General features: G+C 33.2%; 18 protein-coding genes. 6 read left to right on the forward strand and 12 right to left on the reverse strand.

Going from position 1 to position 17,542, the window contains the following annotated elements; translation table 11 throughout:
• Positions 1 to 6: 6 nt before the first annotated feature.
• The 4 genes from U6A24_RS08840 (at position 7) to U6A24_RS08855 (ending at position 3,923) form a co-directional block, all read left to right on the forward strand.
• Positions 7 to 966: a YbbR-like domain-containing protein gene (locus tag U6A24_RS08840; RefSeq protein WP_324179596.1), complete on the forward strand. Its 960-nt coding sequence runs from the start codon at positions 7 to 9 to the stop codon at positions 964 to 966.
• 8 nt (positions 967 to 974) lie between these two features.
• Entirely contained in the window at positions 975 to 1,553 is a 579-nt protein-coding gene (gene coaE, locus U6A24_RS08845) for a dephospho-CoA kinase (protein WP_324179597.1), read from the forward strand.
• A gap of 84 nt (positions 1,554 to 1,637) precedes the next feature.
• Positions 1,638 to 3,206 carry a sensor histidine kinase gene (locus U6A24_RS08850; protein WP_407654019.1) on the forward strand — a complete coding sequence of 523 codons (1,569 nt, stop codon included), beginning with the start codon at positions 1,638 to 1,640 and terminating at the stop codon, positions 3,204 to 3,206.
• 3 nt (positions 3,207 to 3,209) lie between these two features.
• On the forward strand, positions 3,210 to 3,923 hold the full coding sequence (locus U6A24_RS08855) for a response regulator transcription factor (RefSeq protein WP_324179599.1): 714 nt from the start codon (positions 3,210 to 3,212) through the stop codon (positions 3,921 to 3,923).
• A 43-nt stretch (positions 3,924 to 3,966) separates the two neighbouring features.
• On the opposite strand, the gene miaA is transcribed toward U6A24_RS08855, so the two are convergent.
• The 9 genes from miaA to U6A24_RS08900 form a co-directional block, all read right to left on the reverse strand.
• Complete coding sequence (gene miaA / locus U6A24_RS08860) at positions 3,967 to 4,872, reverse strand: tRNA (adenosine(37)-N6)-dimethylallyltransferase MiaA (protein WP_324179600.1); 906 nt, start codon at positions 4,870 to 4,872, stop codon at positions 3,967 to 3,969.
• A complete protein-coding gene (locus U6A24_RS08865) occupies positions 4,865 to 5,701 on the reverse strand; it encodes an ion transporter (protein ID WP_324179601.1) in 837 nt (278 codons plus the stop codon). Before U6A24_RS08865 ends, miaA begins: the two co-directional genes overlap by 8 nt.
• Before the next feature lie 32 nt (positions 5,702 to 5,733).
• Positions 5,734 to 7,713 (reverse strand): DUF3857 domain-containing protein, encoded by a 1,980-nt coding sequence (locus U6A24_RS08870; RefSeq protein ID WP_324179602.1) that lies wholly within the window; start codon positions 7,711 to 7,713, stop codon positions 5,734 to 5,736.
• Positions 7,706 to 9,079, reverse strand: coding sequence for an exonuclease domain-containing protein (locus tag U6A24_RS08875; protein WP_324179603.1), 1,374 nt, complete (start codon positions 9,077 to 9,079; stop codon positions 7,706 to 7,708). The genes U6A24_RS08870 and U6A24_RS08875 overlap by 8 nt, the downstream gene beginning before the upstream one ends.
• A gap of 76 nt (positions 9,080 to 9,155) precedes the next feature.
• On the reverse strand, positions 9,156 to 9,818 hold the full coding sequence (locus U6A24_RS08880) for a YggS family pyridoxal phosphate-dependent enzyme (RefSeq protein WP_324179604.1): 663 nt from the start codon (positions 9,816 to 9,818) through the stop codon (positions 9,156 to 9,158).
• A gap of 73 nt (positions 9,819 to 9,891) precedes the next feature.
• The gene (locus tag U6A24_RS08885) at positions 9,892 to 11,130 is read right to left on the reverse strand and encodes a DUF1015 domain-containing protein (protein WP_324179605.1); all 1,239 of its coding nucleotides are present in this window, start codon (positions 11,128 to 11,130) and stop codon (positions 9,892 to 9,894) included.
• Positions 11,131 to 11,144: 14 nt separating this feature from the next.
• Positions 11,145 to 12,278, reverse strand: a complete 1,134-nt coding sequence (locus tag U6A24_RS08890; protein WP_324179606.1) for a TlpA disulfide reductase family protein — start codon at positions 12,276 to 12,278, stop codon at positions 11,145 to 11,147.
• A 92-nt stretch (positions 12,279 to 12,370) separates the two neighbouring features.
• Positions 12,371 to 13,258: a 3-hydroxyacyl-CoA dehydrogenase family protein gene (locus tag U6A24_RS08895; protein ID WP_324179607.1), complete on the reverse strand. Its 888-nt coding sequence runs from the start codon at positions 13,256 to 13,258 to the stop codon at positions 12,371 to 12,373.
• A 34-nt stretch (positions 13,259 to 13,292) separates the two neighbouring features.
• Positions 13,293 to 14,258 carry a Gfo/Idh/MocA family protein gene (locus U6A24_RS08900; RefSeq protein WP_324179608.1) on the reverse strand — a complete coding sequence of 322 codons (966 nt, stop codon included), beginning with the start codon at positions 14,256 to 14,258 and terminating at the stop codon, positions 13,293 to 13,295.
• A 226-nt stretch (positions 14,259 to 14,484) separates the two neighbouring features.
• Between U6A24_RS08900 and U6A24_RS08905 the strand changes: the two genes are divergently transcribed.
• Positions 14,485 to 15,126 carry a protein-L-isoaspartate(D-aspartate) O-methyltransferase gene (locus U6A24_RS08905; protein WP_324179609.1) on the forward strand — a complete coding sequence of 214 codons (642 nt, stop codon included), beginning with the start codon at positions 14,485 to 14,487 and terminating at the stop codon, positions 15,124 to 15,126.
• A gap of 15 nt (positions 15,127 to 15,141) precedes the next feature.
• On the opposite strand, the gene smpB is transcribed toward U6A24_RS08905, so the two are convergent.
• Positions 15,142 to 15,600: an SsrA-binding protein SmpB gene (gene smpB, locus U6A24_RS08910; protein ID WP_324179610.1), complete on the reverse strand. Its 459-nt coding sequence runs from the start codon at positions 15,598 to 15,600 to the stop codon at positions 15,142 to 15,144.
• Between the two features lie 80 nt (positions 15,601 to 15,680).
• Positions 15,681 to 16,037, reverse strand: coding sequence for a DUF3887 domain-containing protein (locus U6A24_RS08915; protein ID WP_324179611.1), 357 nt, complete (start codon positions 16,035 to 16,037; stop codon positions 15,681 to 15,683).
• Positions 16,038 to 16,247: 210 nt separating this feature from the next.
• Here U6A24_RS08915 and U6A24_RS08920 point away from each other — a divergent pair, with 210 nt between their 5' ends.
• On the forward strand, positions 16,248 to 17,015 hold the full coding sequence (locus tag U6A24_RS08920) for a DUF6503 family protein (RefSeq protein ID WP_324179612.1): 768 nt from the start codon (positions 16,248 to 16,250) through the stop codon (positions 17,013 to 17,015).
• On the opposite strand, the gene U6A24_RS08925 is transcribed toward U6A24_RS08920, so the two are convergent.
• Positions 17,012 to 17,518, reverse strand: a complete 507-nt coding sequence (locus U6A24_RS08925; RefSeq protein WP_324179613.1) for a phosphoglycerate mutase family protein — start codon at positions 17,516 to 17,518, stop codon at positions 17,012 to 17,014. The genes U6A24_RS08920 and U6A24_RS08925 overlap by 4 nt on opposite strands.
• Positions 17,519 to 17,542 lie beyond the last annotated feature (24 nt).

A 17,542-nucleotide genomic window follows, 5' to 3' on the forward strand; every position in this document is an offset into this window, starting at 1 on the left:
CCTAGTATGTCAAGTAGAAAGAAGAAAAAATTTTCATTCAAAAAAAATAATGTAAAGACCTTTTTGTTTTTTCTGGTGTTTACGTCCGTTTTGTGGTTGTTAATTCAGTTTTCAAAAAATTATACCCAAGAAGTAGAGATCGGAATTAGGTATGTAAATATTCCGCAAGATAAAATATTTAATGAGGAAAGTGATCAAAGTTTAAGAATGACCCTTAATGGTAACGGTTTCAGATTAATGAGTCACAATTGGAAAAAACCAATGTTGGAATTTAATGTTGAAGATGCAGCTTCAAGTGCAGAAGATCAATACTATTTTCGTGTGGATAAAAACTCCAAGATATTAAGAGATAAACTTGATTTTAAAGGACGTATTCTTGCGATACAAAAAGATAGTTTGCGATTAAAATTAGACTTAAATCTTGAGAAAAAAATTCCCGTGGTACCAATACAAGATATTAAGTATGCTATCGGTTACGGAAGTGATAAGGGGTTGGTGGTTACTCCAGATTCTATTGTAGTAAGCGGTCCTTCAAAAGTTATCGATACCATTAAGGTTATTAATACAGAGTCGCTTGTTATCGAAGGGGTTAATCAAGATCATAGTTCAGAATTAAATATTGACATTTCAACATTGCCTTCAAGTATTTCCGTAGTACCAACCAAGGTGGGGGCAAATATTTTGGTGAGTAAATTTACTGAAGGAAATCAAAAAATTCCTATAACACTTAATAATGTGCCCGAAGGAGTAGAGATCAAGATTTTCCCTAAGGAAATTAACGTAGTTTATAGAGTTGGCTTAGATAAGTATAATGAAATCAGTGAAAGAGATTTTATGGTTGTTGCCGATTATGCCAAAGCTTCTGAAGAGAGTTCATTTTTGACATTGGAACTTGTTAATCTACCTAGTGCTATCCACGACGTGCGTCTACAGGAAAAGCAAGTTCAATTTGTTGTTTTAAAATAGAAATATAGATGAAAGTTGTAGGTCTTACAGGAGGAATAGGTAGCGGAAAATCTACCGTTGCTAAAATGTTCGATAAGCTTGGGGTTGCTGTTTATATTGCGGATGATGAGGCAAAAAAATTAATGAATACAGATGCCAGCGTACAGGGGCAAATCATTGAATTGTTAGGAGAGGATTCTTATAAGGATGGTATTTTAAACAGAAATTATATTGCCGAAATTGTTTTTAAAGACAAATCAAAACTTGAAGGCTTGAATGCTATTGTCCACCCGGCAGTGGCTAGTCATTTTAATGAATGGAAGAATAAACAAACTGGAGAATACGTGGTGAAAGAAGCAGCTATTTTATTCGAAAATGATGGATATAAATACTGCGATTATACCATTCTTGTAGTTGCACCATTGGAAATAAGAATAGAAAGAGTCTTAAAACGAGACGCAATAACCAGGGAACAGGTACTATCTAGGACAAATAATCAATGGGAAGATTCGAGAAAAATTCCATTGGCCGATTTTATAATACACAATACAAATTTAGAAGAAACTGAAAATCAGGTAAGTGAAATTCACGCTAGAATATTATCCTAAAACGTTTGTAATCCTAATCTTTCATTTTGTTAACATTTGGTTAAACCGTAAAGTAGCTAAATGTTAAAGTCTTACTTTTGATTTATGAATAAAAGGTTATTCGTATTGCTGATAATCCTTATGAGTTTATCATTAATTGGGATTATTTTCGTTCAGGGATATTGGATTAACAACACAGTTGAAAATAATAAAGAACAGTTTTCTTTTAATGCTAAACAAATATTGATATCTGTTTCCAATGGAATTCAGTATAGAGAATTTGAGGAGATGTTTTTTCCGCTACAGGAAATACTAGATAGCATAGGAGAAGATCCAGATAATAGAACTATTCGTCAGTTATTAGATATTAGTATTGATAATACTACAAAATCTTTTGCTTACGCCAATGGGATTCTGGATGAAGATTATAAATTGTTTTCATCCTTTGTGAACTTTAATATTGATACGGTAAAACTAAAGAATATTCTAAATCGTAATGTAGATATTACTGCACAGGATACTCAAAGCGGTATTGCCAGACAAAGTTCTAAATCCAAATTGGAAAGAATACGAGGATTGACTGATCTTCAAAGAAAGGATTATGAAATTGTAATAGGAGAAATAGCAAGCTTTATTCCTATACACAGAAGAGTTAAAAAAAAGGAGATAGAATATCTTTTAAAAAAAGAGCTCGAAGAAAGAGATATAAAAGTTGATTTCGAATATGCAATTTATAGCAATTCGTTGGCGACAAAAGTACGTTCTGATGATTTTAGTTTGGATTACCCTACGACATACGCAATACCACTTTTTGTAGATGATGAAGGAGCAAGTGAATATCAATTGTATGTCAATTTTACTGGAAAAAAGCGATATGTGCTTTCTACAATTAAAGGTATGGCCATATTATCAATAATTTTCACTTTGATTATTGTGATTGCTTACTCCAGTGCATTGTCTCAGCTTTTACAGCAAAGACAAATATCTCAAATTAAAACCGATTTTATTAATAATATGACGCATGAGCTGAAAACTCCTATAGCGACTATTAATCTGGCTCTGGATTCTATAAAGAATCCGAAAATTGGTGGAGATCCAGAAAAAGTGCAGCGCTATATGAGTATGATTAGAGAAGAAAACAAAAGAATGCATGCTCAGGTCGAAAATGTTCTAAGGATATCTCAGTTAGAGAAAAATGAACTTAATATCAAGAAAGAGAAACAAGAGCTTCATGATATTATAGAAGATGCGGTAACTCATGTTTCTTTAATTGTCGAGAATAGACAAGGGTACATTAAAACACACTTGGGAGCTCTTAAAACAACAGTTTTGGCGAATGATAGTCATTTAACCAATGTGGTAGTTAATATTTTGGATAATGCAATTAAATATTCAGAACATGAACCAAAAATTGATATTTATACAGAAAATATAAAAAATAGTATCATACTTAAGATTCGTGATCAGGGAATAGGAATGAGTAAAGTGGCACAAAAAAAGATCTTCGAAAAATTCTTTAGAGAACATACCGGAGATTTACATAATGTAAAAGGTCATGGGCTTGGTTTAACTTATGTCAAAAGAATTATAGATGACCATCATGGTCAAATATGGGTGGAGAGTGAAAGGGGAAAAGGCTCCACATTTATTATTAAATTACCGTTAATATCATAAAATATGGAAACAGAAAACAAAAAGATTTTGCTTGTAGAGGATGATCCAAACTTTGGAACAGTGTTAAAGGATTATCTGGTAATGAATGATTATGATGTTGTGCATGCTAAAAATGGTATGGAAGGCTTCGAAAAATTCAAAAAGGATGATTATGATATGTGCATTCTAGATGTGATGATGCCATATAAAGATGGTTTTACACTAGCCAAAGAAATTAGGGACAAAAATGAGGAAATCCCTATCATCTTTTTAACTGCAAAAGCAATGAAAGAAGATGTTTTAAAAGGGTACAAGGTAGGAGCAGATGATTATCTTAATAAGCCTTTTGATAGTGAAGTCTTATTAATGAAAATACAGGCTATAATGCAACGTAAGAGTACCGAATCTGTTGCAGATAGTAAGCAATTTGAATTTAAAATAGGAGGTTTCCATCTTAATTCTAAACTTCGTTTTTTAACTTTCAAAGACGAAGACCCTATTAAACTTTCTCCCAAAGAAAATGAATTACTTCGTTTATTAGCTTTACATCTTAATGATCTTATGCCAAGAGAACTGGCACTGACCAAGATATGGAGGGACGATAATTATTTTACTTCCCGAAGTATGGATGTATATATCGCCAAATTAAGAAAATACCTTAAGAAGGATGAGAATGTCGAAATATTAAATATACATGGAGAGGGCTTTAGACTTGTAGTAAGAAACGAAGAAGCCTAAAAAAAATAACGGTAACTATACTAATAAAAAAACGCTCTAATTTTTAGAGCGTTTTTTTATTGATATAATCTATAATGTTTTTGGCGTCTTCTTGGTAATCAAACCACTTAATTTCTGAGTCTTTTCTAAACCAGGTAAGCTGACGTTTTGCAAAACGCCTTGTATTTTTCTTAATTTCAGAGATAGCAAAATCCAGATCCCAATGGCCTTCTAAATAGTTGAAGATTTCTTTATAACCAACCGTATTTAACGCGTTTAGTGATTTGTATGGGTATAGACTTTTTACTTCATTTAACAAGCCTTCTTTCATCATTACCTCGACGCGCAGATTAATCCTATCATAGATTATTTGTCTATCGGTTGTTAATCCAATTTTTATAATGTCGAAAGGCCTGTTTTTTTTGGAACGCGTAAGAAAAGAAGAATATGGTTTACCACTACTTAAGCATACCTCTATAGCTCGCATTACCCTATGTGTATTTTGTAGGTCAACATTGTGATAGTGTATTGGGTCCATTTTTTTTAAACGATCTTGCAAATGTTCTATTCCAAAATTCTCAAATTCCTCACGCACCTTTTCTCTGATATTAGAATCTACATTTGGGAATGTATCAAGTCCTTTGGTTATTGCATCAATGTATAGTCCAGAGCCACCCACTAATATAGCATATTTCTCTTTTGTAAATAGTGTATTGAGCTTCTCAAGAGCGTCTTTTTCGAAATCTCCAACCGTATAAGTGTCTTTTATTGTTTTATGTTGAATGAAATGATGTTGGACCTGTGATAATTCTTCTTCAGAGGGAGCCGCTGTACCGATACTCATTTCACTATAAAATTGTCTGCTATCGGCAGAAACAATTTCGCAATTAAAATGCTTTGCCAGAGAGATACTTAAACTGGTTTTTCCAATGGCGGTGGGTCCTATAATTACAATAAGGGTATTATTCATTGTGTAAATCCTCTCCACATTTGTGACAAAATTTGGCACCATCTTTATGGTCTGAAGCATTACAATTTGAGCATACTTGGGTGTTCAAATGTACTTTTCCTGATTTGCGATCTGCTGCATACTCTGCAGATACAATCCCGGTGGGAACCGCAATGATACCATAACCAACTATCATTATTAGAGCAGCAATAAACTGTCCTAGAGGCGTTGTTGGGGCGATATCTCCATAACCAACAGTGGTCATAGTTACAATACACCAATAAACGCTAATGGGAATACTCTTAAAGCCATTCTCTTCTCCTTCTATCATATACATCACTGTGCCCATAATAATGCAAAGTACTAATACAGCAAATAAAAATACAAGTATTTTTGCTCCACTATCTTTGATTGCTCGTACTAGTCTATTGGATTCTCCAATATATCGTGAAATTTTAAGTATTCTAAACACTCTAAGTAATCTGAGAGCTCTCACGGCAAGCAAGGCACTAGTGCCTGTAAGGAAAAATGACAGATACAACGGGAGCGTAGATAGAAGATCGATGATGCCATAAAAACTAAATATATAACGAGAAGGTCTTTTTATAGCGATTATACGCGCAATATATTCAAAAGTAAAAAATACCGTAATGACCCACTCACCATAATATAATATATTGTAGATATCATTTGGTAATCCTTTTACGCTTTCGAGCATTACAAAAATGATACTCAATACAATAAGAATAAGCAAAGTAACGTCAAAAACTTTACCTATTGGTGTATCAGCCTCATAAATGATATCATGTAATCGGTCTTTCCAGGTTTTATGATATGAATCTTTACTCAAGTGAAATGATTTTGTTAAAAATACTAAAAATACTAAAACACTTTTTTAACAGTGATAAGTGTGTTATTCTCAATTTCTACAATTAAATCGAAAAACTCTTTTAGACCTGAATAATACTCTGTTGGGTAGTACGAAGACCCAAAGATAATTCTATGACTTATAACCAATTTTTTTCCATTAATTTCATAACTTGTTATTACATCACCTAGTTCATTGGGGATTGTATATCGCGAGCTTTTTGGAAGGTCATTAAATTCGTAATTCTCTGGTAATTCAATAGAAACATAGTAGTTATATGAGTCTGTGTAACCAAAATCTACAGGATAAGTCCTTTCATTTAGCTTAAAGGGGTTTTCTTTAAAAAAAGGTCTTAAAAAAGGTTTGATGTATACAACGCCTTCAATTTCTTCTACTTTTCTTATGAAGTTAAATTCTTCCTTGTAGGGTTTGTCCAACTTATCAATATTACTCAAAGAAACATTAGAAACTTCTATTTCATGGTTTATTTTTTCAATCTGGTCAATATATTTTTCAATATCAATCTGGTCAAGTTTTTTTCTTTTGAAGTAGGCATTATATCCTGAAAAAATATGATCGGCTTTACCTTCTAAATATAGTTCAGAATTAAATGTAAGAGACTCTCTAAAGTAGCTAGAGGAACGTTGGCTAGGCCTAATATCTGTCCATGAGCTTCCATTATCAAAATCTAACAATCTACCATATTGATTTAAACATCTAAAAGGAACCTCGCCAAATTGTAAAGTATTTTCTGTGGCATCTAGAAAATAGGTTTTGTTATCTATGGTAAGTTGTACAATTAGATAATTAAAATCCGAAATAACAGGATATAATTTTGTCGCGTAACCTTTTTCTCTGGTAGCAAGTAATACGGATTTTACATTGAAGCCCTGTTGTTTTAAAGTGTTATGAAACAGTATATTTATGCCAGAAACATTACCGATTTTGTCTTCAATTACTTTTTTGACTCTGCTTTGGTCATCATCTTTAAAAATATCATAATTTCCATTCCACTTATAATTAAAAGTAAAGTGTTTGTAGATACTCTTAGCTTTTGGAAGAGTATTGGGCATACTTTGTATAGAATCCGGTAATAGATTTTTAGTAATGCCAAGCTTTTTTAATTGAAGCCCAATGTTTGGTTCTTTTGCTAGTTTTGAATCAACATTTTTCCATGTTTCAGTATATTTTTTAGTAGTACCATCGAAGCCTTTGTATTCTTTTAATTCATAGTCGATTCTTGAGAAATAATTTTTTTTGGCAGTCATGTACTGTTCCTCTTTAAATGCAGGGATATCCTTCATGAAATATACTATGTGAGAACAATCAGAATGTCCTCCGCCAGGAACTTCAATACATCTTTTTATAAGCTTTTCCTCACGTTTTTCGGGATTAAAGGGTCCAATAAGCTTTGCATGATACAAATAATTTCCGGGCATATCCGCTATAAATTCGCTATATAACTTGGGAATATCGTCCTGAAATTCCCAACCATTAAACTTATAAATAAAAGGAGATTCTAATTGATATTTGTAGGTAATCACAGATCCAGGTTTAACATTTGGAAATGTGAAATTTACAACATTGTGGTTTTCATCATACTCTTCCTTATAGATATGCTGTTCTTGTAATTTTACTTTTGTAATCTTTCCATTTTCAAGATTATGTGTAAATGCAGTTAGGTTTCTAAATAATTCTTTATCTCTACTGTTTTTATACAAAAAAACTCTGACCGTAGCTTTGTCAAAACCTTGCTTATTGAATATTTTTACTTTGGCTTCATAATCTGTAAGTAGATTGTAATTTCTTCCATTTTCAATTCTGCTATGCCCTTTTTCATAAATGAAGACTGCATTCGCGGTACTGTCTTTTACATAGTTGTTGTTGTGTAAATCTGCAAGACTTACAACCATGTTAGTACTGTTATAAGTTTTTTGTGCTGATGTAAATGGTGAAATTAGTAATAGGCCTATAACAATTAGGTTTTTAATCATTCTTTTCTAATTTGATAATCTTTAATTTTTTATGGGTTCTTACATAGCTTTGGATGATATGTTGTGCATCCCGGTTATGTTGCATTGGGGTAATTATTGATCGCAGTATATCAATATTATTTATTTGATGGTTAAGATTAAAGTATCCAATCCCTTTAAATTTACCCTCTTCAATCAAAATAAGACTCTGTTCATCAACATCACGGCCATGATCGATAATGATCATGTCTTGACTATCAAAAGAGTTGTTATTAATGAGCTGTTGTGCTCGAGAGTTATACTCTTCAGGTGACTCGATTAGAATACAAGCACCAAAGCATTGTTTTATGGTGTAATTAAAACAGTTTCCTTTACTAGAATCCAATCCCATTAATTTTTGACATAGATTGTACTCTTCAGTCCATCGATGCATATAGGTTTTGGCTTGTTGTACGTTAGAGAAAGTAGTAATACTCTTTTTGCGATTATCTGCCTTACTCACTTTAAGGTTGATAAATCCATCTTCATCAATAAACTGGTATAGAGCTTGATCAAATTTGACTCTTTTCAGGGCCCTATTATATTTTGGTCTATTTCGTTTAATTTCTTCACTTTCTTTCAAAAGAGCTAAAAGTTCACTTCCAGTAATTTCATAGGTTACTTTGGTAACTTCTATTTGTATTCTGCGTGATTTTCGATTATCGTTGGTAAAGTGTTGATTAAGGCGTTTTTTAATATTTTTACTTTTTCCAATATAGATTATTTTTCCATCTTCCCTGTGCATATAGTAAACGCCAGTAGCAGTAGGAGCCTCTTTGATTATTCGTAATAACTTATCATCAATTTGACGCTTGGGATCGGCGCGAACGGTGGTCGTGATTATATTTTTTTCAGAATCTTTAGCAAGTAAAAGTTTAAATAGCTTTACCGTTGCTTGTGCATCTCCATTGGCTCGATGCCTATCGGATAGCGGAATACCAAGACCGCGTACTAATTTCCCTAAACTGTAGGATTGTTGATCTGGAATGAGTCTTTTGGATAATTCAACAGTACACAGAGAGTGCCTTTCATAATCAAAACCTAATCTGGAAAATTCAGTTTGTAAAATTCTGTAATCGAAACTGGCATTATGCGCAACTACTACACAATCTGTAGTTATTTCTACAATTCTTTTAGCAACTTCATAAAACTTGGGGGCATTACGTAGCATTTCGTTATTAATCCCGGTAAGGTTGGCAACAAATGGTTGTATAGGCCTTTCTGGATTTACAAGGCTAATAAATTGATCTACTACTTCATGTCCGTCAAATTTATAAATAGCAATTTCGGTAATACCTTCTTCATTATATTTTCCTCCGGTAGTTTCTATGTCCAAAATTGCGTACATAATTGTTTATAGGGTAGTGGCCTTTAATAGTTAGTAAACTTATTTTTTGTTTTCTGTTTTTTAAGTCGTAATTGAATTAGTTATAGTTTCTAGCCCCAAATATAGAGCTTCCTATTCGAACCATGGTACTACCGCAATCAATAGCGGTATTATAGTCACCACTCATTCCGATCGATAGCACCTCTAACTCTGGGTATTTTGGCTTCAATTCTTTGAAGAAATTACCAATACTATTAAATTCTTTTTTAATTTGTTGTTGATCGCTAGTAAAAGTCGCCATTCCCATGAGTCCTCTAATACGCACGTTCGCTAGTTCTTTTATTTCTTCAGAGTTAAGTATGGTAATTACCTCTTCTTGATCTAAACCAAATTTACTTTCTTCTCTGGCTATTTTAACCTGAAGTAAACAATTGATGATCCTATCATGTTTTTTGGCCTGTTTATCGATCTCTTTTAACAGTTTGATACTATCTACTGCATGAATAAGGTCAACAAAAGGAGCCATATACTTTACTTTATTAGTTTGTACATGTCCAATCATGTGCCAACTAATGTCTTTTGGCATTTCTTCCCATTTCTGGGTCATTTCCTGTATTTTGTTTTCACCAAAGACACGTTGTCCGGCATCATAGGCTTGCATTAATTCTGAAACGGGTTTGGTTTTGGAAACAGCAACAAGAGTGACTTCTTTTGGAATAGAGGTTTTTATATCCCTAAGATTTCTTTCGATAGTGTTCATAAGGTGCAAAGATATCTAAAAAAACATTGTTTTGTTTTGATGAGTGCCAGGAAGATTAAAGATGCTGTAGGTTTTAAAATTCGTAGATAGTAACACCGCTGCGTAGTTTTGGCTCTATGTAAGTGCTTTTAGGAGGCATTTTGAGTCCTTGATCTGCAATTTTTTTCATTTGCTCTACAGATGCAGGAAACAAACCAAACCCGACTTTATATTCACCAGAATCTACTTTGTTTTTTACCGATATGATATCATTTTTGCCATGCGAATATTCGATCCTGTTATCGGTACGCAGGTCTTGTATTCCTAAAATTGGAAGTAGTACTGTTTTATATAGGATTTGAGCATCTAACTCTTCTAGAGCATCCTTAAATTCATATATGGTTTTTCGTAGGTATAATGAATAAAACTCTCCATCTAAATACATGCTGAAATGATGAGGTTTTGAAGGTTTGTATACTTCGATTCCTCGATTTTCAATTCTAAACCATTCATCCAGTTGTATAAGAAACTCCTCTTTGGATAATCCATTAAGATCTTTGACCAATCTATTGAATTCATAAATCCGTAAATCTGATTCGGGAATGAGATAGCTCATAAAAAAGTTATAAGGCTCGTTTCCGTTGTGATCGGTATTGTTTTCTTTCAAATCCTTGGCTAATAGGTAAGATGAAGCCGACCTGTGATGACCATCTGCAATATAAATCGTAGGTATGCCAGCAAAGGCTTCTTGTATCTCATTTATCGACTTTTGATCATTTACCAACCAAAGGTAATGAGTATCTCTATAAGTGGTAGTAAATTCGAATTCGGCTCTGCTCTTTACAGTTTTAGAAATAACCCTGGCAATACTATCATTATCTGGATAGGTAAGTAACACAGGTTCTGCATTGAAGCCAACAGTTTTTAGATATTGTTTGAAAGTGTTTTCACGATTTTGTATCGTATCTTCATGTACTTTTATAATGTTGTTTTCGTAATCTTCAGCACTTGCAGCTGCTACAATGCCACAAAATGATTCTTGTTCTCGATTTACAATTTTATATACATAGTAACATGGCATTTTATCTTGTACAAAAATTTGATCTTCTTTAAACTCCAGATAACGATTACGCACTAGTTTGTAACGTTCTTCTCCAGAAATCTCTTTTTGGTATTTGTATCCTGGATTTACAATATGAAGAAAAGAGTAGGGGTTATAATCCATCCGTGAATCACGCTCATTAGGAGTATAGCTTTGATAGGACCTTGAGGCAACCAAACTTACTTTGTCTCTTGTTGGTCGTACCGCTTTAAAAGGATAGATTTTTGCCATTTTTTAATCTACGATTATTGAAACAACTCTTTGAGTTTATCTTCTACTTGTTGAGAGCCGCGCAACGTTTTTGCTACAATTATTCCATTTTTATCTATGATCAAATTATCCGGGATTCCTTGAACTTTATAGACTTGCGCTATATCTGATAAGAAATGTTCAGGCTCAATTACATTGGTCCATGGTAAACTGTCTTGTTCTATAGCTTGTAGCCAACGGTCTTTTTTCTGGTCCAAGGAAACCCCAATTATTTCAAACCCTTGTGCTTTGTATTTATTATAATTTTCAACTAGCTTAGGATTTGATTTTCTACATGGTACACACCATGAAGCCCAAAATTCAACCATCACATATTCTCCTTTTACATCTGATAATTTGATTGGATTACCTTTGGGGTCCAATAATTCAAAATCAATGAATTTGTCTCCAATTTTTGGTGTTTCAGGGAGTGATAAAAAGTGCTTTACAGATTCCCCATTTTTAGAATTCTTTAGCCTTTCTGAAAGGTTGCTAAATAGTTTAGATACTGTTTTTCTTTCCCAACCATTTGAATATCTATTCAGCAAGTCAATACTTACATAAGAATCTGGAAAATCTATAATAAATTGCTCAGCGTTATTATCTATTTCCTTAAAATAAAGGCTTTGCTTTTGAATTAGAGAATCTCGGTATTCTTTGGAGAGGTTTTCTTTATTAAAATTCTTTTGTAGTTCATCAAGCTTTTTGTTCACTACTATGTTTTTCTTGTTAAGAACATCAAATTCCTTTTGTATCGGTCCGCCGATAATATTTGCATCATTAAGGTTTCCATTGTCCACCGTAATGGTGATGGTTTGGTTCTCTACCCAAAAAGAATTATAACCATGAGTTCTATCATCTGTTCTTAAAAAAACTTGAACAGGCTCTTCAATACTTCCTGTTAACTTAAATTTACCGTCAATTAGCATGATCGAATCCCTTAAACCTTCATTATTTTCGACATATACTAAGGTGCTATCTGGAATATTTTTAATGTTCCCTAGGATGATATATTCAGTGGCGTCAGCTTTCGCTTCTGCAGTTTCTTGATTTTTTTTTTCGGTTTTACAAGAAAAAAACAGTGTTGTTGCCAATAGTGAAGTAAAAATGGAACTCTTCTTAAAATTCATATGTAATCTTTCAGTTAATTAATAAAAAAGTTGGACTCCAATAGGGGTTCCAACTTGTAAATATATAGTTTCTGAATGTTGAAAGCTAATCTTTAAGCGAACTGCTTTGCCACTTTCTCTGCTTTTCTGCTCTCAGAATAATCATAGAATCCTTCACCGCTCTTGACGCCTAATTTACCAGCCATTACCATATTGACTAATAATGGACATGGGGCATATTTTGGATTTTTAAAGCCTTCATACATCACATTAAGTATAGAAAGACAAACATCCAAACCGATAAAATCGGCCAATTGTAATGGGCCCATTGGGTGTGCCATACCTAGTTTCATCACCGTATCTATTTCTGTAACACCAGCCACACCATTATATAGGGTTTCTATAGATTCATTAATCATTGGCATAAGTATTCTATTGGCAACAAACCCGGGATAATCATTTACCTCTACAGGTATTTTACCAAGAGTTTTAGAGATTTCCATGATGGTATTGGTAACTTCATCAGAGGTGTTATACCCTCTAATGATTTCTACTAATTTCATAATAGGTACTGGATTCATAAAATGCATTCCTATTACCATTTCTGGTCTATCGGTTACCGCAGCAATCTGAGTGATAGATATCGAGGAAGTATTAGTCGCCAAAATTGTGTCCTCTGGGCAAGCATCATTTAGATCCCTGAAAATCTTAAGCTTGAGATCTACATTTTCTGTAGCGGCTTCAACAACAAGCCCGGCATATTCAACACCTTCTTTAATATTTGTATAGGTAGAAATGTTTCCTAATGTTTCTTCTTTTTCAGTTTCTGTAATTTTTTCTTTGGCAATCATCCTGTCCAAGTTCTTGGTGATCGTTGCCAAGCCTTTGTCTAGAGCTTGTTGTGAAATGTCTATTAACTGAACTTTGAAACCTTTTTGTGCAAAAGTATGTGCAATACCATTACCCATGGTTCCTGCGCCAATAACCGCGATGTTTTTCATTTTATATGTGTATTGTAAGTGTTGAGATTAATTTCTAATGCTTAAAACAATCTATAACTTTCAAAGCAACTTCTAGTGCTTTTTTTCCTTGCTCTAATGAAACAATAGGAGTCGTGTTGTTTTTTATAGCTTCAGCAAATGTATCTAGTTCATCAAGAATAGCATTGTTCGCAGATACATTTGGATTGTCAAAATAGATTTGTTTTTTTACTCCTTCGGCATTTTGCAAAATCATAGCAAAATCATCCGGGTTTTCAGGAGCATCTTTCATTTTTACAACTTCGCATTTTTTTTCAAAGAAATCTACAGAAATGTATGCGTCACGCTGAAAGAATCTTGATTTTCTCATGTTTTTGAGTGAAATTCGACTTGCTGTCAAGTTGGCAACGCAACCATTTTCAAACTCGATTCTGGCATTGGCAATATCAGGAGTTTCACTTATCACAGACACACCACTGGCACTAATATGTTTTACTTCAGAATGTACTACGCTTAGAATAGCGTCTATATCATGTATCATAAGATCTAAAACCACAGGAACGTCTGTTCCCCTAGGGTTAAATTCTGCCAACCTATGAGCTTCAATAAACATAGGATTGTCTATTTTATCTGCAACTGCTGTATAAGCTGGATTAAAACGTTCTACATGGCCAACCTGGCCTTTTACATTATTTTCCCTGGCCAATTGAATAAGTTCTTCGGCTTCTGCAACCGTATTAGTAATCGGTTTTTCAATAAATACATGTTTTCCAGCTTGGATGGCTTTTTTGGCAACATCAAAGTGGGCAAAGGTTGGAGTCACTATGTCCACCATATCTACAGCGTCTATTAATTCTTCGGCAGAATTGTAGAGCTTATATCCAAATTCGTCAACTATAGATTTTGCTTGTTTTGAACTAGCATCATAGAAACCCACAAGTTGGTAATTTTCTGATTGTTCTAGGAGGCGTAAATGGATTTTACCAAGGTGTCCCGCACCGAGTACTCCGGCTTTGAGCATAATTTAAGATTTTACACAAAAATAGTATTATTTATAAATTTTAAATCCTAATTATATCTAAAATGCAAAATTTTAGTTTTAGAAGTTAGAACAAATAGGTTTTCTTTGAAGGATATAAAAATATAATAGTAAGTGATCTATATGTTGTTGAAATATTTTAGAGTTAAAAAATTTACTCAGATAAAATGTTTATGTAATTTTAGCCAGCTAAATAACCCTAGAAATAGTGAAAGATACCCTTAGACACGCTGGCAAAAGAAAACAATTGGTTGATGTTTTGATTAAAAAAGGCATCAAAGACAAAGCAGTCTTGTCTGCTATTGCTAAAATACCTCGACATCTGTTTATGGATTCTGGTTTTGAGGATCATGCCTACCAGGATAAAGCATTCCCTATTGCAGCAGATCAAACTATTTCTCAGCCTTATACTGTTGCTTTTCAAAGTGAATTGTTACAGATCAAAAATGGAGATAAGGTGTTGGAAATAGGAACCGGATCTGGTTATCAAACGGCAGTTTTATGCGAGTTAGGAGCTAAGGTGTATAGTATAGAACGTCAAAAAGAGTTGTTTAAGAAAACCAAGTTGTTTTTATCGAAACTGGGATATCGTCCAAAGCATCTTTCTTTTGGTGATGGATATAAGGGGTTGGAAGAACATGCTCCGTACGATTCGATTATCGTTACCGCCGGGGCTCCTTTTGTGCCCAAACCTTTATTAAGTCAATTAAAGGTAAACGGAAGATTAGTGATTCCTGTTGGGGAAGATGTGCAGATTATGACACTGTTTGTGCGTAAAAGTGAAACACAGTTTGAAAAACATGAGTTTGGAGAATTTAGATTCGTACCGTTGTTAGAAGATAAAAATTAAAAAAGGAGGAGAGCTTTATTTAAAATTCTTTTTAATACGATCTAGTGCTCTTTTGTTGTCTCTGTCTTTGATTGTTTCTCGTTTGTCATACATTTTTTTACCCCGAGCCAATACGATATCTAATTTGGCCAAACCTCGGTCATTTATAAAAAGCCTGGTTGGGATTATAGTCAAACCCGTATTTCTTACCTCTTTTTCTAACTTCCTTAATTCCTTTTTATTTAGTAGAAGTTTACGCTCACTTTTTGGATTATGATTAAAATATGTGGCATGAGAATATTCTTCGATGTGCATATTGATTACAAAAAGCTCACCGTTGTTAAACTCGCAAAAGCTTTCTGCAATAGACGCTTTTCCTTCCCGAATTGCTTTTATTTCTGTTCCCGCCAATTTGATTCCTGCAGTATATTTATCCAGAAATTCGTATTCGAACTTTGCTTTACGATTTAATATGTTGATCTTATTCTGGTTCATCTTTACTTATAAAGGCCTACAAAAGTACAAAGCTTTCTCGAAAGAAAGCTCCATATCAAAAACGAATATTTTTTATATCATTAGGGTTCTTGAAATTGTATGGTAGAAATTTTTCCGTCCGGACTAATTTGTAATTCCATAACGAGACTTATTTTATCAAATTCTGCCGTATAACTATTAATGCCTTCGGCGGTTTCAATAAAGGTCAAACTTTTTAGTTTTCCAAATTGTGCATAACAACCATTTATAAAACGTGATACACCTTCTTTAGTCATTGCTTCCTGCATTTCCGAAGTGTATAAGTCATAAACAGCCTCTACATTTTGTGAATTGAAATTTTCTTGGAATGCTTTGGTAACACTTTTATAGGCATCGCTATCTTGCGCAAATATTGCTGAGGTTGTAAAATAAACTAAAAGTAGAAATACATATCTCATAGCATTTTTTAATTTGGGATTTTGTACATGCAAAGTAATTATTTTTTTAATTTTTAAAAAATCTGAGCATAAATAGGAGATCAGTAGAAAATAGTGATTTTTTGAAATTTAAAAGGTAAGCAGTCGTGCTAATTATCGTCTAATTCGTTTAAGAAACGGGTTTAACAGAATTATCGCAATTATTAGTGTTGTGTTATGTAATTTTATGTCATGAATAGAAATTTTGAAAATAAGCACTCCTTTTTGTTTTTAATATTGATTTTTTCATCTTTAGGTTGGATATCTATTCAATTTTCGGCTCAGGAAATAGTAGATAAAGCTATCCAAAATGCTGGAGGGGCAAGATATGACAATGCAATTATTCATTTTACTTTTCGAGGTAAAAGATATCGAAGTAAAAGAGATGAGGGAATTTATCAATTAGAAAGGTTTGTTGATGGACCCAAAGGAGTCATTCATGATATAGTGAGTAATGTTGGATTAGAGCGTACTATAGAAAATTGTCCAATACAGGTAGAAGACTCATTGGTTACCAAAATTAGCGATGGAGTAAACTCAGTACATTATTTTGCCACTTTACCATATGGACTTAATGCTCCGGCTGTTAAGAAAGAATTGATAGGAGAGAGTACTGTAAATAAAAACCAATACTATAAAATTAAAGTTACTTTTGATCAAGAAGGAGGAGGGACAGACTTTGAAGATGAATTTTTATACTGGATTCATAAACAGAATTTCACAGTAGATTATCTGGCTTATAAATATGCGGTTAACGGAGGGGGAATACGGTTTAGAGAAGCATATAATCCAAGAGTAATCAATGGAATTCGATTTATTGATTATAACAACTACAAAACGGATAATTTAAAAACACCACTTGATAATCTTGATGTACTGTTTGAGAAAAGCAAACTGGAGCTGTTATCAAAAATAGAGCTGAAAAACATTTATGTTTATATAGAAAGAGATTGTTGTTAATCAATAGAAAGCACAACATCGGTGATTATACCATTTTTAATGGTCACAATAAATAACTTACCATACTCTTCTTCATCGATAACAGTATATTTCTCTTTCTTAACGATTTTATTTACAAAAAATGGAGTTGTATTGCTATGACCAACAATTACCGAGGTTTTTCCATAGGTTTTTTTCTGAAATTCTTTGTTGTTTAAATCTCTAGGATCATATGATAGGATTTCCAAATTTTGACTTTCTGCAATAGGTTTTGCGGTATTTTGCGTTCGGCTGTAATCCGTACTGAAAACGAGGTCAATTTTGATATCAGCCAATATTTTTGACCATTTTTGCGCTCGCAACTTGCCTTCTTCAGTAAGTTCTGGATCTCGTTTTTTTGGATCGGTAATATCTTTTTCTGCATGCCTAATGAAGAAATAAGTAGTCGTTTGATTTTTTATTTTTTCTTGAGAAAAGCCAAATAGTGAAAACAGAAAAATAAACAGTATCGAAAAAGCCTTCATAAAGATTGAGTAAGAAATATTAAG

The organism is Aquimarina gracilis (genome assembly GCF_035285365.1).
In the GTDB taxonomy this organism is placed as follows: Bacteria; Bacteroidota; Bacteroidia; order Flavobacteriales; family Flavobacteriaceae; genus Aquimarina; species Aquimarina gracilis.